The 15,212-nt window shown below is 69.3% G+C and carries 13 protein-coding genes, 1 pseudogene and 1 riboswitch; of the genes and pseudogenes, 11 read left to right on the top strand and 3 right to left on the bottom strand.

The genetic code is table 11. From position 1 onward, the window contains the following. Window positions 1–174: 174 nt before the first annotated feature. The 3 genes from PL79_RS14800 to PL79_RS14790 all read left to right on the top strand — a co-directional run bounded on the left by PL79_RS14800 (window position 175) and on the right by PL79_RS14790 (window position 3,245). Window positions 175–1,296 carry a porin gene (locus PL79_RS14800; protein ID WP_044846795.1) on the top strand — a complete coding sequence of 374 codons (1,122 nt, stop codon included), beginning with the start codon at window positions 175–177 and terminating at the stop codon, window positions 1,294–1,296. A 77-nt stretch (window positions 1,297–1,373) separates the two neighbouring features. Next, window positions 1,374–2,360, top strand: a complete 987-nt coding sequence (iolG, locus tag PL79_RS14795; protein WP_044846796.1) for an inositol 2-dehydrogenase — start codon at window positions 1,374–1,376, stop codon at window positions 2,358–2,360. Between the two features lie 198 nt (window positions 2,361–2,558). Further along, window positions 2,559–3,245 carry an HAD family hydrolase gene (locus PL79_RS14790; protein ID WP_044846797.1) on the top strand — a complete coding sequence of 229 codons (687 nt, stop codon included), beginning with the start codon at window positions 2,559–2,561 and terminating at the stop codon, window positions 3,243–3,245. Window positions 3,246–3,335: 90 nt separating this feature from the next. Here the strand turns inward: PL79_RS14790 and ribB are convergent, their stop codons facing one another. From ribB to PL79_RS14775, 3 genes are all read right to left on the bottom strand, one after another. After that, the gene (ribB, locus tag PL79_RS14785; protein ID WP_044846798.1) at window positions 3,336–4,046 is read right to left on the bottom strand and encodes a 3,4-dihydroxy-2-butanone-4-phosphate synthase; all 711 of its coding nucleotides are present in this window, start codon (window positions 4,044–4,046) and stop codon (window positions 3,336–3,338) included. A 118-nt stretch (window positions 4,047–4,164) separates the two neighbouring features. Then, a riboswitch (FMN riboswitch) is annotated at window positions 4,165–4,313 on the bottom strand. Between the two features lie 190 nt (window positions 4,314–4,503). Next, window positions 4,504–5,187 (bottom strand): helix-turn-helix domain-containing protein, encoded by a 684-nt coding sequence (locus PL79_RS14780; protein WP_044846799.1) that lies wholly within the window; start codon window positions 5,185–5,187, stop codon window positions 4,504–4,506. Window positions 5,188–5,404: 217 nt separating this feature from the next. Next, window positions 5,405–6,580: an MFS transporter gene (locus PL79_RS14775; RefSeq protein ID WP_044846800.1), complete on the bottom strand. Its 1,176-nt coding sequence runs from the start codon at window positions 6,578–6,580 to the stop codon at window positions 5,405–5,407. A 147-nt stretch (window positions 6,581–6,727) separates the two neighbouring features. Here PL79_RS14775 and PL79_RS14770 point away from each other — a divergent pair, with 147 nt between their 5' ends. From PL79_RS14770 to lnt, 8 genes and pseudogenes are all read left to right on the top strand, one after another. Further along, on the top strand, window positions 6,728–7,660 hold the full coding sequence (locus PL79_RS14770) for a LysR family transcriptional regulator (RefSeq protein ID WP_044846801.1): 933 nt from the start codon (window positions 6,728–6,730) through the stop codon (window positions 7,658–7,660). A gap of 274 nt (window positions 7,661–7,934) precedes the next feature. Further along, window positions 7,935–9,308, top strand: a complete 1,374-nt coding sequence (gene miaB, locus PL79_RS14765) for a tRNA (N6-isopentenyl adenosine(37)-C2)-methylthiotransferase MiaB (RefSeq protein WP_044846802.1) — start codon at window positions 7,935–7,937, stop codon at window positions 9,306–9,308. A 33-nt stretch (window positions 9,309–9,341) separates the two neighbouring features. Beyond that, the gene (locus PL79_RS14760) at window positions 9,342–10,388 is read left to right on the top strand and encodes a PhoH family protein (protein ID WP_044846803.1); all 1,047 of its coding nucleotides are present in this window, start codon (window positions 9,342–9,344) and stop codon (window positions 10,386–10,388) included. A 158-nt stretch (window positions 10,389–10,546) separates the two neighbouring features. Then, window positions 10,547–11,332, top strand: coding sequence for an rRNA maturation RNase YbeY (ybeY, locus tag PL79_RS14755; protein ID WP_044846804.1), 786 nt, complete (start codon window positions 10,547–10,549; stop codon window positions 11,330–11,332). 14 nt (window positions 11,333–11,346) lie between these two features. Next, window positions 11,347–11,979: a gamma-glutamylcyclotransferase gene (locus tag PL79_RS14750; RefSeq protein ID WP_044846805.1), complete on the top strand. Its 633-nt coding sequence runs from the start codon at window positions 11,347–11,349 to the stop codon at window positions 11,977–11,979. A gap of 67 nt (window positions 11,980–12,046) precedes the next feature. Beyond that, window positions 12,047–12,196, top strand: coding sequence for a hypothetical protein (locus tag PL79_RS36130; RefSeq protein ID WP_185500336.1), 150 nt, complete (start codon window positions 12,047–12,049; stop codon window positions 12,194–12,196). A gap of 287 nt (window positions 12,197–12,483) precedes the next feature. Further along, window positions 12,484–13,371 carry an HlyC/CorC family transporter gene (locus tag PL79_RS14745; protein ID WP_044846806.1) on the top strand — a complete coding sequence of 296 codons (888 nt, stop codon included), beginning with the start codon at window positions 12,484–12,486 and terminating at the stop codon, window positions 13,369–13,371. A gap of 52 nt (window positions 13,372–13,423) precedes the next feature. Then, window positions 13,424–15,114, top strand: a pseudogene (gene lnt, locus PL79_RS14740) (apolipoprotein N-acyltransferase). Window positions 15,115–15,212 lie beyond the last annotated feature (98 nt).

Here is a 15,212-nt window from a genome sequence, read left to right as displayed (position 1 = left end):
GCAGCGGCGCACGCCGCCGCGGCAATCGCCGCGCGGCACGTCGCGTCGCGCATCCTGCCGCGCATGATACGGAATGCGATGCGGTACACGACGTGACGTACGCGCGAGACACGCGCGACACGACGCAGGCAAGCAGGCAATCCACAACAAAACGACGACAGGTCTGGAGACGACATGAAACGAGTTTCGCCAACGGCACTCATCTGCTCAGGATTCCTCTGTTATTCGAGTGCTTTCGCGCAAACATCGGTCACGCTATACGGCGTCGCCGACGCCGGCCTCGACTACGTGAGCCAGGTGCAGGCCGGCAACGGCACCACCGCGTCGCGGCTGCGCGCGCAAAGCAGCGACTGGGGCGCGAGCCGGTTCGGGCTGCTCGGCCAGGAAGACATCGGCGGCGGCTATCGCGTGATCTTCAATCTCGAATCGGGCATCAACCTGATGTCGGGCACCGCGGGCGACGGCAACGGCAGCCTGTTCAGCCGCAAGGCGCTCGTCGGCGTGCGCCACGACCGGCTCGGCACGCTGACGTTCGGCCGCAACCTGTTCATCGCGAACGATCAATGGGACATGGATCCGCTGCTGCAGCAAGCCTATTCCGCGACCGCGCTGGTGCGCAGCCGCAACGTGCCGATCACCAGCAACAACGTCGAATACCGGTCGCCATCCTGGAACGGCTTCAGCGTGCACGCGCAGTACGCGCTCGGCAACCAGGCAGGCGGCTTCAATCTCGGCGCGGCGCACGAGTACGGCCGCAGCGACGGCATTCAGCTCACGTACCGCAACGACTTCGTGATGCTGCGCGCGATGTACGACGAGCTGCGCGACGCGAACGGCCGGATGAGCAACGTGTTCGCGAGCTCGCGCGAGGTCTTCGCCGGTGCGAACCTCTATTGGCGCGCGCTGACGTTGCAGGCCGCGTACACGCACCTGAACGCGCCCGACACGCCCGCCGGCCTCGCGCGCAATGCCGATCACTACTGGATCGGCGCGCAGTATCGCGTGACGCCCGCGCTATCGCTCGGCGGCGCCGCGTACTACGTGCACGTCGGCCCGGGCGCCGGCGACGCGACGCACGACCCGTCGGGCCACGCGTCGATGTTCGCGCTCGGCGGCGCGTACAGCCTGTCGAAGCGCACGCTGCTCTACGCGACCGCCGCGCACGTGCGCAACGCGAGCGGCTCGAATTTCTCGGTCGCGAGCAACAACCCCGGCACGGACAACGACAACCTCGCGAATCCGCTGCCGGGCCGTTCGCAGACCGGCGTGAACATCGGCATCAATCACTCGTTCTGACGAGCGCGACGGTGCGCGGCCGACGTGAGCCACGCAGCGTCCCACACAACGGAATCACCAGGAGAAAGGAGCACACCATGATCGAATTCGCGTTGTTCGGTGCGGGAAGAATCGGGAAGATCCACGCGGCGAATCTGGCGCGCCACCCGGGCGCGACACTCAAGTACGTGATCGACCACCATGCGCCATCGGCCGAAGCACTCGCGCAGGCGCACGGCGCGCAGGTCGCCGACCTCGAACGCGCGCTCGGCGACCCGTCCGTGCAGGCCGTCGTGATCGCATCGAGCACCAATACGCACGCGGACCTGATCGTCGCGGCGGCGAACGCGGGCAAGGCCGTGTTCTGCGAGAAGCCGGTCGACCTGAGCGTCGCACGCTCGCGCGAATGCGCGGAGGTCGTGCGCCGCCGCGGCGTCACCTGCATGATCGGCTTCCAGCGCCGCTTCGATCCGACCTTCGCCGCGCTGAAGGCGCGCGTCGAACGCGGCGAGATCGGCACCCCGGAAATACTGGTCGTCACGAGCCGCGACCCCGGCGCGCCGCCCGTCGAGTACCTCCGCAGCTCGGGCGGCATCTTCAAGGACATGCTGATCCACGACTTCGACGTGTTCCGCTGGATCCTCGGCGACGAAGCGCAGACGCTGCACGCAACCGGCAGTTGCCTGACCGACCCGGCCGTGCGCGACGCCGGCGACATCGATTCGACCGCCGTGACGATCCGCACGCGGCGCGGCCTGCTGTGCCAGATCAACACGTCGCGCCGCGCGGCTTACGGCTACGACCAGCGCTTCGAGCTGCTCGGCAGCAACGGGATGCTGCAGGCCGGCAACGTGCGTCCGACCGAAGTGAGCGCATGGTCGGCGAACGGCATCGCCACCGACGTGCCGGAGCCGTTCTTCCTCGAGCGCTACCGGCACGCGTACGCGGCCGAGATCGCGCACTTCGTCGACGCGCTGCGCGACGGCACGCCGGTCAGGACGACGATCGACGACGGGCTCGCCGCGCTCGAGCTGGCGGAAGCCGCGATGACGTCGTGGCAGACGGGGCGCGTGGTCGAGGTGTGACGCACGCGACGGCGGCCGGCGGCAGCACGCCGCCGCCGTGCGGCGGATTCCGGGCCGGATCCGCTACGCCGGACCGGCCCGGCCGCAGCGGCAGCGGCAGCGGCAGCGGCAGCGCGCCGAACGGCGCACGGCGCAGCCGTGAAAGCACGTATCATGGCGGCATGATCGGCGTCGCCGACACCCCGCTTCTTCACCATCATGCTCGATCACCTTATCTGCGACTGCGACGGCGTGCTCGTCGACAGCGAAGTCATTGCCGACCGCGTGCTGCTCGAAACGCTCTCCGCCACCTTCCCGCACCTCGATTTCGAAGCCGCCGCGAAGTCTGCGTTCGGCCAGCAGACGTCGCGCTTTCTCGCGGGGCTCGAAGCGCATTTCGGCATCCGGATGCCGGACAACTTCATCGAGACCGTCGAGCGCAACATCGAAACCGGTCTCGCGCAATCGCTCGCGCCGATCACCGGCGTGCGCGACGCGTTGCTGAGGGTCGGCCTGCCGGCCGCGGTGGTGTCGAACAGCCGGCTCGTGCGCGTGCGCAGCTCGCTGAAGCGCGCGTCGCTCACCGAAATCTTCGGCGAGCGCGTGTTCAGCTCCGAGCAGGTCGCGCGGCCGAAGCCCTACCCCGACGTGTACCTGCATGCGGCGCGCACGCTCGGCGTCGCGCCGGCGCGCTGCATCGTCGTCGAGGACAGCGTGTCGGGCCTGAACGCCGCGCGCGCGGCGGGCATGAAGACGATCGCGTTCGTCGGCGCGAGCCACATCCCCGACAACTACGCGGACGCGCTGCGCGCGATGGGCATCACGCGGATCATGCGCAGGATGGATGAACTGCCGGCGCTCGTCGCGGCCGGCCTGCGCGGCGAATTCGGCGACGTGCAGTCCTGACCGACCGCCGCGCCGAAGCGACATCACCGGCGTGCGGCTCGCTGCGCACGCCGTACCGCGGGCGCCACGGTGCGCCCGCCACGCCGGCCCTCAGGCCGGCTCGCAGCAACGCTCGCGCGCGGCCGCCAGCGCTTCGCGGAATTCGACGAGCTCCGCGATCGTCAGCATCGGCAGCCCGTGCTGCTGCGCGAAACGCTCGACGTCGTCGCCGCGCGTCATCGTGCCGTCGGGATTCATCAGCTCGCACAGCACGCCCGCCGGCTTCAGCCCCGCGAGGATCGACAGGTCGACCGTGCCTTCGGTGTGGCCGCGGCGCGCCAGCACGCCGCCCGGTTGCGCGCGCAGCGGAAACACGTGGCCGGGGCGCACGATGTCGTACGGCTTCGCATCGTCGGCGATCGCCGCGCGGATCGTCGTCACGCGGTCGGCCGCGGACACGCCGGTATGCACGCCTTCGCGCGCCTCGATCGACACGGTGAACGCGGTGCCGTTGCGGCTCTCGTTGGTCTGCACCATCGGCGGCAGCTCGAGCGCGCGGACCTTGTCGTCGGTCAGGCACAGGCACACGATGCCGCTGCACTCGCGGATCAGGAGCGCCATCGTCTCGGGCGTGATGCGTTCGGCGGCGACGATCAGGTCGGCCTCGTTTTCACGGTCGTGATCGTCCTGCAACACGACAGCGCGGCCCGCGCGCAACGCGTCGAGCGCGGCGGCGATGCGCGGCGGCACCGGTTCGGAATCCAGCAACGGGAGATCGGCAAAGGCGCCGGCGGGTGCCGACGAAACGGACTTGAAGGACATGTGAAACGCTCCTCGCGATTACGATTTGGGCGAAAAACGTTTCAGGGCATTGCAAACAGACAGAACGACAACCCGCTTCGCACGGTTGGCAAAGCGGCCCTGACGGACATGACTATCTGCACATCTTCTCTCATCCGGACTATGACCGTCGGCTCTGGCATTCGACCAGATCTGCTGACCCCGCGCGGATGCACGGGCGCTCGCGGGCTCGCCGGCTTTCGCCAGCCTACCGCCGGTGGGGAATTTCGCCCCGCCCTGAAGACGCACTGATTACCGGCCCGGGGGTCTCCCCGTGGAACGGCCGGCCAAGCATACATCAGCTGCGCGCACCGCGCAGCGAACCACACCTAAAACCTTACTGACGACGCCGTCTAACGGCATCGTCCGAACGGCCGACACCGGGCGTGCGCGCCCGTCCCGATGGAACCGGCGCCGGCCCGGCGACCCGCCCGCGCGCTCAGCCGGCCGCGTGCGCGGCGTCGGGCACGAGCCAGCGCGGCGGCACCTCGGGGCTCACCGTCACGCGGAACGCGCGCGCCTCGCTGTCGCCGGGATTGCGCAGGCTGTACGGCTGGTCGGCGTCGAACACGATCGCGTCGCCGGTCGCGAGCAACTGGCGGCGATCGTGCACGCTGACTTCGAGCGTGCCCTCGCTGACGACCAGGTTGACCGTCGTGCCGGGCGCGCGGCGCGTGCCGGGCTCCGTGTGCAGCGGCGCGATCCGCAGCTCGTGGAACTCGGCCGCGGCCGGCTCGCCTTCCGGATACAGCGCGCGCGCCGAGAAGCGGCCGTTCGAGCTGACGACGCGCGCCGCGCGCTCGGCTGCCAGGTGCTCGAAGCCGTTCACCGCGTGGCGGCGCAGGAATGCGGCGACCGAAACCTTGAGCGCCGCGGCGATCTTGCAGAGCACCTTGATCGACGGCACGCTGCGCGCGGATTCGATCTGCGCGAGCATCGCGCGCGACACGCCGGACAGCCGCGCGAGCGCATCGAGCGACAGCTGCCGCTCGGCGCGCAGGCGCGCGAGGTTCACGCCGACGACCTGCTCGAGGACGTCGAGCGACGCGGACGTCCGCGCGTCGACGGCATTGCCGGATTCGAAGGAAGACACGTCGCGCACCAGCGCAAGGGGTGAAGACATAGCATGGCCTCCGGGCCGCCGCGCGGCCCTGCGAATGGGGTAAGCCTGAATCGGAATCGGGTTGCGCCACGAACGGCGCGTATCGAGACGCTATCACCCGGCCCCGACCCGGCAAACGAAGTTATCTTCACACCGTTATCAGCATCGCGGAGGAATGCGTTTCTCGCGAACCTTTTCCTGTCGCCATAACGCCGGTGCACCGCCGCCCGATGCACCGTCAATGCGCGGCCGGTGCGGCGCCGCGCGCCGGCGCGCGCGCATCGAGCCGCATCGCGAGCCACGTGACGACGAGCGCCGCGAACGTCACCGCGACGGCGACCCACGGCAGCGCGTCGAGCGCGAAGCCGTGCCCCAGCGCGAGGCCGCCGAGCCACGCGCCGGCCGCATTGCCGACGTTGAACGCGCCGATGTTCAGCGTCGACGCGAGATGCGGCGCGCTCGCGGCCTTCTCGACGACGCGCGCCTGCAGCGGCGGCACCGTCGCGAACGCGGCGATCCCCCATACGAACACGGTCACCGCGGCCGCGACCGGCAGGTGGCTCGTCTTCGCGAACACGGCCATCATGGCCATCAGCGCGACCAGGATCGCGATCAGCGACGGCATCAGTGCGCGATCGGCGAGCTTGCCGCCGAGCGTGTTGCCGACCGTCAGCCCCGCGCCGAACAGCACGAGGATCAACGCGACCGCGCGCGGCGAATAACCGGTGACGGTTTCGAGGATCGGCGCGATATACGTGAACACGACGAACACGCCGCCGAAACCGAGCACGGTCATCAGCAGCGCGAGCCAGATCTGCGGCTCCTTCAGCACGCGCACTTCGTGGCCGAGGCCGACGGGCCCGCTGTCGTGGCGGTTCGGCACCAGCAGCGCGACGCCGCCGAGCGACAGCACGCCGAGCGCGGCGACGATCCAGAACGACGCGCGCCAGCCGAGCAGCTGGCCGACGAACGTGCCGAACGGCACGCCGAGCACGTTCGACAGCGTGAGGCCCGTGAACATCAGCGCGATCGCGCTCGCGCGCTTGTCGGCCGGCACGAGCGACGCGGCGACCACGGCGCCGATCCCGAAGAACGAGCCGTGCGCGAACGACGTGACGACGCGCGCGACCATCAGCATCGCGTAGCCGGACGCGGTCGCGCACAGCACGTTGCCGACGATGAAGATCGCCATCAGCAGCTGCAGCGCGGCCTTGCGCGGCATGCGGCTCGTCAGCACCGCGAGCAGCGGCGCGCCGGCCGCGACGCCGAGCGCGTAGCCGGTGACCAGCAGCCCGGCCGACGGCAGCGACACGGCGAGGTCGTGCGCGACTTCGGGCAACAGGCCCATGATGATGAATTCGGTGGTGCCGATGGCGAAGGCGCTGATCGCGAGCGCCAGGAGCGGAATGGGCATGACGTTCTCCGAAAGGGCGGCGGGCGCGGCGCCCGGTCGGTGCCGCACCGCACAAAAGGCGGGATCTGCGCGCATTGTCCCGAATACGCCTATCTTTGATAATTGGCGTGGCATTTGAACCATTTTCAAAAATTTCTGGAAAATCCGATGGATCGACTGGGCGACATCCGGCTGTTCGTCGAGGCGGCCGAACTGGGTAGCCTGTCCGCGGCCGGGCGCAAGCTGAACCTCACGCCGGCCGCCGCGAGCGCGCGCCTCGCGAAGCTCGAGGCGAAGGTCGCGACGCGGCTGTTCGAGCGCTCCACGCGGCAGCTGCGGCTCACCGACGAAGGCCGGCTCTACCTGAACTGCTGCCGGCAGGCGCTGCAGGCGCTCGACGACGCGCACGCGCTGCTGCAGGAAGGCCGCAACGTGGTGGCCGGCAAGGTGCGGCTGTCGTCGACGTCCGATTTCGGCCGCAACCAGCTGCTCGACTGGCTCGACGAATTCACCACGCTGCATCCGGGCGTCACGTTCTCGCTGACGGCGTCCGATTCGGCGTCGAACCTGTGGCAGGACGAGATCGACCTCGCGATCCGCTTCGCCGCCCCGCCCGACGGCGCGTTGATCGCGCGCCGGCTCGCCGCGAACCGGCGCGTGCTGTGCGCGGCGCCCTCGTTCGTCGAGCGCCACGGCGTGCCGGCCGATCCGCACGATCTGGCCCGCTTTCCCTGCAACGTGATCACGATCGCGTCGGGCCCGATGAACACGTGGCGCTTCACGCGCGGCGACGAGGTGCAGACCCACACGGTGCCGGTGTCGACCGCGTTCGAGACCAACGACGGCGGCTTGACCCGCGAATGGACGCTGCGCGGCCACGGCATCGCGCTGAAGTCGCTGTGGGACATCGCCGACGACGTGCGCGCCGGCCGGCTGCGCGTGCTGCTGCCCGACTGGCGGCACCAGGACGCGCCGCTGCACGCGATCTATCACAGCAAGCGCTACATGGCGCCGCGCGTGCGCGTGCTGCTCGACTTCCTCGCCGAGCGCTTCGCGCGCGAGGAAGCGGCGCTCGACGACCTGCTGAACGCGTGCCGCTGACGGCTGCCGCGCCGCCATATCAGGGTCGGAATGCAACGAAAGGCGTCGCGCGGCCGCAACCCGCCGCCCGCCCGGCACGGCGCGTAAAGCTATAATGGAAGGCTTTCCCGACGGCTTTTCACGCGTTCACGCGTTGCGCGAGAGGCTCGCCCGACGCGCGCTGCGCGCCCCGGTCCGCCACGCGGCACCGGCACGCGCCGCTGCATCGCCAGCAGCCGTCCCGATTCACCCTTGACGACGCCCCCAGGTCAACCACTGCGAACGGCGAATCCCCATGACCAAGAAAGTTTACGTAAAGACCTTCGGCTGCCAGATGAACGAGTACGACTCGGACAAGATGGTGGACGTGCTCAATGCGGCCGAAGGCCTCGAAAAGACCGATACCCCGGAAGACGCGGACATCATCCTGTTCAACACGTGCTCGGTGCGTGAGAAGGCGCAGGAAAAGGTGTTCTCCGATCTCGGCCGCGTGCGCGAGCTGAAGGAAGCGAAGCCGGGCCTGCTGATCGGCGTCGGCGGCTGCGTCGCCAGCCAGGAAGGCGCGTCGATCGTGTCGCGCGCGCCGTACGTCGACCTCGTGTTCGGCCCGCAAACCTTGCACCGCCTGCCTCAGATGATCGACGCGCGCCGCGAGAGCGGCCGCGCGCAGGTCGACATCTCGTTCCCGGAAATCGAGAAGTTCGACCACCTGCCGCCCGCGCGCGTCGAGGGGCCGAGCGCGTTCGTGTCGATCATGGAAGGCTGCTCGAAGTACTGCAGCTACTGCGTCGTGCCGTACACGCGCGGCGATGAAGTGTCGCGCCCGCTCGACGACGTGCTGACCGAAGTGGCCGGCCTCGCCGACCAGGGCGTGCGCGAAGTCACGCTGCTCGGCCAGAACGTGAACGCCTACCGCGGCGCGCTGGCGGCCGGCTCGTCCGAAATCGCCGATTTCGCGACGCTGATCGAATACGTCGCCGACATCCCCGGCATCGAGCGGATCCGCTACACGACGTCGCATCCGAAGGAATTCACGCAGCGCCTGATCGACACCTACGCGAAGGTGCCGAAGCTCGTGAGCCACCTGCACCTGCCGGTCCAGCACGGCTCCGACCGCATCCTGATGGCGATGAAGCGCGGCTACACGGTGCTCGAATACAAGTCGGTGATCCGCAAGCTGCGCGCGATCCGCCCGGACCTGTCGCTGTCGACCGACATGATCGTCGGCTTCCCCGGCGAGACCGAAGAGGATTTCGACAAGATGATGGCGCTCGTGCACGAGATGAGCTACGACACCAGCTTCTCGTTCATCTACAGCCCGCGCCCCGGCACGCCGGCCGCGAACCTGCACGACGACACGCCGCGCGAGGTCAAGCTCAAACGCCTGCAACATCTGCAGGCGACCATCGAGGAAAACGTCGCGCGCATCAGCCAGTCGATGGTCGGGAAGGTCGAGCGGATCCTCGTCGAGGGCCCGTCGCGCAAGGACCCGAACGAACTGTCGGGCCGCACCGAGAACAACCGGGTCGTGAATTTCCCGGCGCCGCTCGCGTCGCACCCGCGCCTGATCGGCCAGATGATCGACGTGAAGATCAACCATGCGTACCCGCACTCGCTGCGCGGCGAGCTGCTGCTCGTGAGCGACGACGCGAGCGCGGCCACCCACTGACCGACTGACGTTCCACAGGAGCCCGACGCTACTTTGAAGACCGTCCAAGCACTGGAATTCACCGCGCCGCGCGACGACAACGCGCGCCTCGCCAACCTCTGCGGCCCGCTCGACGAGAACCTGCGGCAGATCGAACAGGCGCTCGACGTCACGCTCGCGCGGCGCGGCCACCGGATCACGATCCGCGGCCGCGGCGCGAAGCTCGCGCTCGCGGCGCTCGAGAACTTCTACAACCGCGCGCGCGATCCGCTGTCGGTCGACGATATCCAGCTCGCGCTGGTCGAAGTGCGCCACACGTCCGGCAACGGCCGCCAGGACACGCTCGACGTGCGCTTTCGCGGCGATCCCGACCATCCGTTCGACGAGCCCGTCGTGCAGCTCGACGATGAAATGCCGGACGAAGAACCCGCGCCGAAGCTCTACACGCGGCGCGCCGACCTGCGCGGCCGCACGCCCGCGCAGCGCGAATACCTGAAGCAGATCCTGCAGCACGACGTGACGTTCGGCATCGGGCCGGCCGGCACCGGCAAGACCTACCTCGCGGTCGCGTGCGCGGTCGACGCGCTCGAGCGCGACCAGGTCAAGCGGATCGTGCTGACGCGCCCGGCCGTCGAGGCCGGCGAGCGGCTCGGCTTCCTGCCGGGCGATCTCGCGCAGAAGGTCGACCCGTACCTGCGGCCGCTGTACGACGCGCTGTACGACCTGCTCGGCTTCGACAAGACCGCGAAGATGTTCGAGCGCCAGATGATCGAGATCGCGCCGCTCGCGTACATGCGCGGCCGCACGCTGAACCACGCGTTCATCATCCTCGACGAGGCGCAGAACACGACGCCCGAGCAGATGAAGATGTTCCTCACGCGGATCGGTTTCGGCTCGAAGGCCGTCGTCACCGGCGACACGAGCCAGGTCGACCTGCCGCGCGGGCACAAGAGCGGCCTCGTCGAGGCGCAGCAGGTGCTCGGCGGCGTGCGCGGCATCGCGCTCACGCGCTTCACGAGCGCCGACGTCGTGCGCCATCCGCTCGTCGCGCGCATCGTCGAGGCGTACGACGACTTCCACGCGCAGCACAAGGACGCGTAGGAAGCCGGCGGCGCTCGCGCGCCGCACCGGCCGACGGCTCCAGCCCGGCCCGCCCGACGGCGCGCCGGGCATTTTTTCGCCTGCGCGCGGCCGGTTCGAATTCGGGAGCGATCGGCCGTTTGGTGTATCCTCAACGCGTTCCAATCGCCGCACCCGTCATGAAATCTTCCCGTTCTCGCAAGTCCGGGCGCGACCAGTCCGCCGCGCCCGATTCCCCCCGTCTTTCGCTGTTCGATGCGAAGGGCAAGGCCCGGACCGTCAACGCGCAAGGGCTTCGAATCGACTTCCCGGACGGCCGCAGCCTGATGTTCGACCTGTCGGGCAGCTCGGGCGAGGCGGCCGTCGCGATCGTCGCGCAGCACAACGATCCGGCGATGCGCGCGAAGCTCGCGCTGCAGCCCGAGCACTACGACAGCGTGACGCTGCACGTGGGTGCCGAACCCGCGCCGCGCGACGAGGAAATCGCGGAAATGGCGGACGAGCTGCGCGAGCTGGAGCTCGACCTGTCCGTGCAGTACGGTGACGAGGTCACCGCCGACATCCGCAAGACGCTGCCGAAGCGCAAGCTGATCGCCGAATGGCTCGAGCCGGCGCTGTTCGCGAACGCGCAGCTCACCGTGCGCTTCGTCGGCGAGGAAGAAGGCCGCACGCTGAACGCCGGCTACCGCCACAAGGACTACCCGACCAACGTGCTGACCTTCGCGTACGATCCGGCGCCCGACGGCACCGTGATCGGCGACCTCGTGCTGTGCTGCCCGGTCGTCGAGAAGGAAGCGCACGAACAGGACAAGCCGCTCATCGCCCACTACGCGCACCTGCTGGTGCACGGCGCGCTGCACGCGCAGGGCTACGATCACGAGACGAGCGACGAGGACGCCGCCGAAATGGAAGCGCTCGAAGTCGACATCCTCGCGAAGCTGGGCTTCCCGAACCCGTACCAGTAAAAGCCGTCCGCACCATGCACCACGCCGCGATGCTGCCGCCCGCCTACCCGCCGTCGATCGGCGAGGGACGGCTGCTGACGGAAGACGAACTCGCGGCGTCGCTCGCGCACACGATGCGCGACTGGGACGGGCGGCAGGATCTCTGGCTGTTCGGCTATGGCTCGCTGATCTGGAACCCCGGGCTGCCGACCGTCGCCGCCGTGCGCGGCAAGGTGCACGGCTACCATCGCGGGCTCTACCTGTGGTCGCGCGTGAACCGCGGCACGCCCGAACGTCCGGGCCTCGTGCTCGCGCTCGATCGCGGCGGCTCGTGCTCGGGCATCGCGTTCCGGCTCGCGGGCCCGACTGCGCAGCCGCATCTCGAGACGTTGTGGAAACGCGAGATGCCGATGGGGTCGTACCGGCCCGCGTGGCTGCCGTGCACGCTCGAGACCGGCGAACGCGTGAACGCGCTGGCATTCGTGATGCGCCGCGACGTGCCCACCTACACCGGCAAGCTGACCGACCCCGTCGTGAAGGAAGTGTTCAGCTGCGCGGCCGGCCGCTACGGCACGACGCTCGACTACGTGAGCCGCACCGTGGACGCGCTGCGCGCGAGCGGCATCCCCGACCGCGCGCTGGAAGGGCTGCTCGCGCGATGCCGGTGATGCCCGACCGGCCGGCTTGCGCGACACCGGCAGCCGCCCCCGTGCATTCGAAGGAGAATCCGCGCCGATGAACCCGTCACGCAGATCGCGCGTCATGCTGGCCGCGCTGCTCGTCGCCACGAGCGTCGCGCTGTCCGGCTGCGGCATGTTCGGCTGCGGCGGCGCCGCGACCAACGGCGCGGCCGCCGGCGGCTGTTCCGCCGGCATGCGCTTCTGATGGTCCGGGCACCCGCCCGGCCCGCCCGGCCCGCGACGAAATGCCGCCGACGCCGACCGGCCGGCCGGTCGCCTCCGCTTTTTTTGCCGCCGTGCCCCGCCGCCCCTTTCTGAGATAGGATGGATACACAGGACGGCGTCGCGCCCGGCGCGGCCGTTCCCGAGCGGGGCTCGCGTGCGCCGCCTGCCCCTGGCCGGACGGCCGGTGTGACACGGCCGCGCCATGCCCTTGGTGTATCCTTGCCTACTCCGTGACCGCGCGCCCCGGCATGACCCGGGCGCACCACCATGAACGATTCGTATCCCAGTCGTAAGCTCACCGACAAACCGCAAGAAAAGCGCTCGCTGCTCGAGCGCCTGACCGACTTCATCTCGCCCGAGCCGGAATCCCGGTCCGAGCTGCTGGAAATCCTCCAGGACGCCCACGAACGCAACCTGATCGACGCCGATTCGCTGTCGATGATCGAAGGCGTGTTCCAGGTGTCCGACCTGTGCGCCCGCGACATCATGGTGCCGCGCGCGCAGATGGACGCGATCAACATCGCCGACAAGCCTGAAGACTTCATCCCGTTCGTCCTCGAGAAGGCGCACTCGCGCTACCCCGTGTACGAGGAGAACCGCGACAACGTGATCGGCGTGCTGCTCGCGAAGGACCTGCTGCGCTTCTACGCCGAAGAGGAATTCGACGTGCGCGGGATGCTGCGCCCCGCCGTGTTCATTCCCGAATCGAAGCGCCTGAACGTGCTGCTGCACGACTTCCGCGTGAACCGCAACCACCTCGCGATCGTCGTCGACGAATACGGCGGCGTCGCGGGCCTGATCACGATCGAGGACGTGCTCGAACAGATCGTCGGCGACATCGAGGACGAATACGACTTCGACGAGGAAGCCGGCAACATCATATCGGGGCCGGACGGCCGCTTCCGCGTGCGCGCGCTCACCGAGATCGAACAGTTCAACGAGGCGTTCGGCACCGACTTCCCCGACGACGAGGTCGACACGATCGGCGGGCTGATCACCCACCATTTCGGCCGCGTGCCGCACCGCGGCGAGAAGCTGCAGCTCGGCAACCTCGTGTTCGAGATCCAGCGCGGCGATGCGCGCCAGGTCCACGTGCTGCTGGTGCGCCGCAACCCCCTCGCGAGCCGCCGCGCCGAAACCTCGCACGAGGACTGACCGTCTCGCGCCGGCCGCGTCTCCTTCAACCGCTCGCCCTCTTTCGCTTCACATGGACGATCCGATCCCGTCCCGCCCGGCTGGCGGTCTTCTCGCGCCGGCGCCCGGCCGCACGCTGCCGCGCTGGCACTATCCGGCCGCGCTGCTCGCCGGCGCGGCCAATACGCTCAGCTTCGCACCGACCCCGCACGGCGGCTGGCTGCAACTCGTCGTATTCGTCTGGTTTTTCGCGCAGCTGACGCGCACGTCGAGCTGGCGCGGCGCCGCGCTCACCGGCGGCGCGTTCGGCTTCGGCAACTTCATCAGCGGCATCTGGTGGCTCTACATCAGCATGCACGTGTACGGCGAGATGGCCGCGCCGCTCGCGGGCGGCGCGCTGGTGCTGTTCTCGCTCTACCTGTCGCTGTACCCGGCATTCTCGGCGGGGCTCTGGTCGTTTTGCGCGGGCCATGCATGGCATCGCCGCGAACCCGATCCGCGGCCGTTCTCGCCGACCTGGCACGGCGCGTTCGCGTTCGCGAGCGCCTGGGCGCTCGGCGAATGGCTGCGCGGCACCGTATTCACCGGCTTCCCGTGGCTCGCGAGCGGCTATCCGCAGGTCGACGGACCGTTCGCGGGCTTCGCGCCGGTCGTCGGCGTGTACGGGATCGCCTGGGTGCTCGCGCTGTTCGCCGCGCTGGTCGTGCAGGCGCTCGTCGCCGCGCGCCGGGCGCCCGCATCCGAACGCGGCGCCGCCGGCAACGCGCGCGTGCGCATCGCCGCGCCGGCCGGCATCGCCGTCGCGCTCGTCGCGGCCGGCATCGCGCTGTCGCAGGCCGCGTGGACCGTGCCCGCGAACGCGCCGCTCACGGTGCGGCTGCTGCAGGGCAACGTGAAGCAGGACATCAAGTTCGAGCAGGAAGGCATCGACGCGGCGATCAAGATGTACACGCAGATGATCGTCGAGAAGCCGGCCGACCTGATCGTCACGCCGGAGACCGCGATCGCGGTGATGATCCAGGAGCTGCCCGAACCGTTCGCCGTCGCGATCCGCAAGTTCAGCGACACGACCGGCTCGGCCGTGCTGTTCGGCGCGGTCGGCGCATCGGTCACGCCGGACGGCCACTACGTCGACTACACGAACAGCCTGTACGGCGTGACGCCGCACTCGCGCGACATCTATCACTACGACAAGCACCATCTCGTGCCCTTCGGCGAGTTCATCCCGTGGGGCTTCCGATGGTTCGTCAACCTGATGAAGATGCCGCTCGGCGACTTCGCGCGCGGCGCGCCGGTGCAGAAGCCGTTCCTCGTGCACAACCAGCCGGTGATGGCCGACATCTGCTACGAGGACTTGTTCGGCGAGGAAATCGCCGCGACGATCCGCGACAATCCGCAACCGCCCGGCGTGCTCGTCAACGTGACGAACCTCGCGTGGTTCGGCGACACGATCGCGCTCGACCAGCACCTGCAGATCGCGCGGATGCGCGCGCTCGAAACGGGCCGGCCGATGCTGCGCTCGACCAATACCGGGATGACCGCCGCGATCGATGCGCGCGGCCGCGTGCTCGGCCAGCTCAAGCCGTTTACGATCGGCTCGCTCGACGTGCGGATCGAAGGCACGAGCGGCTTCACGCCGTACGTGACGAGCGGCAACAACATCGTGCTCGCGGTGTCGCTGGTGCTGCTCGCGTTCGGCTTCACGTTCGGCCGGGCCTGCGCCGCGGCAACGGCGCGAAGGCCGGCGGCGACCGCAACGCCTGACGCATCGGGCGGCCGGCGCGCGCGGCGCAGCCGCCGCCGTCGATGCGGCATGCGGACCGCCCGCCCGCCGACGTTCGGCGCACGAGCGCCGAGTCCGC

It is taken from the genome of Burkholderia sp. USMB20, from assembly GCF_000949135.2.
Taxonomy (GTDB): Bacteria; Pseudomonadota; Gammaproteobacteria; order Burkholderiales; family Burkholderiaceae; genus Burkholderia.
This window is presented reverse-complemented; position numbering and strand designations above follow the sequence as displayed.

Bases quoted from the DNA above. Each gene is read 5' to 3' on its own strand.
- PL79_RS14800 (WP_044846795.1), top strand. From the start codon at position 175: ATGAAACGAGTTTCGCCAACGGCACTCATCTGCTCAGGATTCCTCTGT.
- iolG (WP_044846796.1), top strand. From the start codon at position 1,374: ATGATCGAATTCGCGTTGTTCGGTGCGGGAAGAATCGGGAAGATCCAC.
- PL79_RS14790 (WP_044846797.1), top strand. From the start codon at position 2,559: ATGCTCGATCACCTTATCTGCGACTGCGACGGCGTGCTCGTCGACAGC.
- ribB (WP_044846798.1), bottom strand. From the start codon at position 4,046: ATGTCCTTCAAGTCCGTTTCGTCGGCACCCGCCGGCGCCTTTGCCGAT.
- PL79_RS14780 (WP_044846799.1), bottom strand. From the start codon at position 5,187: ATGTCTTCACCCCTTGCGCTGGTGCGCGACGTGTCTTCCTTCGAATCC.
- PL79_RS14775 (WP_044846800.1), bottom strand. From the start codon at position 6,580: ATGCCCATTCCGCTCCTGGCGCTCGCGATCAGCGCCTTCGCCATCGGC.
- PL79_RS14770 (WP_044846801.1), top strand. From the start codon at position 6,728: ATGGATCGACTGGGCGACATCCGGCTGTTCGTCGAGGCGGCCGAACTG.
- miaB (WP_044846802.1), top strand. From the start codon at position 7,935: ATGACCAAGAAAGTTTACGTAAAGACCTTCGGCTGCCAGATGAACGAG.
- ybeY (WP_044846804.1), top strand. From the start codon at position 10,547: ATGAAATCTTCCCGTTCTCGCAAGTCCGGGCGCGACCAGTCCGCCGCG.
- PL79_RS14750 (WP_044846805.1), top strand. From the start codon at position 11,347: ATGCACCACGCCGCGATGCTGCCGCCCGCCTACCCGCCGTCGATCGGC.
- PL79_RS36130 (WP_185500336.1), top strand. From the start codon at position 12,047: ATGAACCCGTCACGCAGATCGCGCGTCATGCTGGCCGCGCTGCTCGTC.
- PL79_RS14745 (WP_044846806.1), top strand. From the start codon at position 12,484: ATGAACGATTCGTATCCCAGTCGTAAGCTCACCGACAAACCGCAAGAA.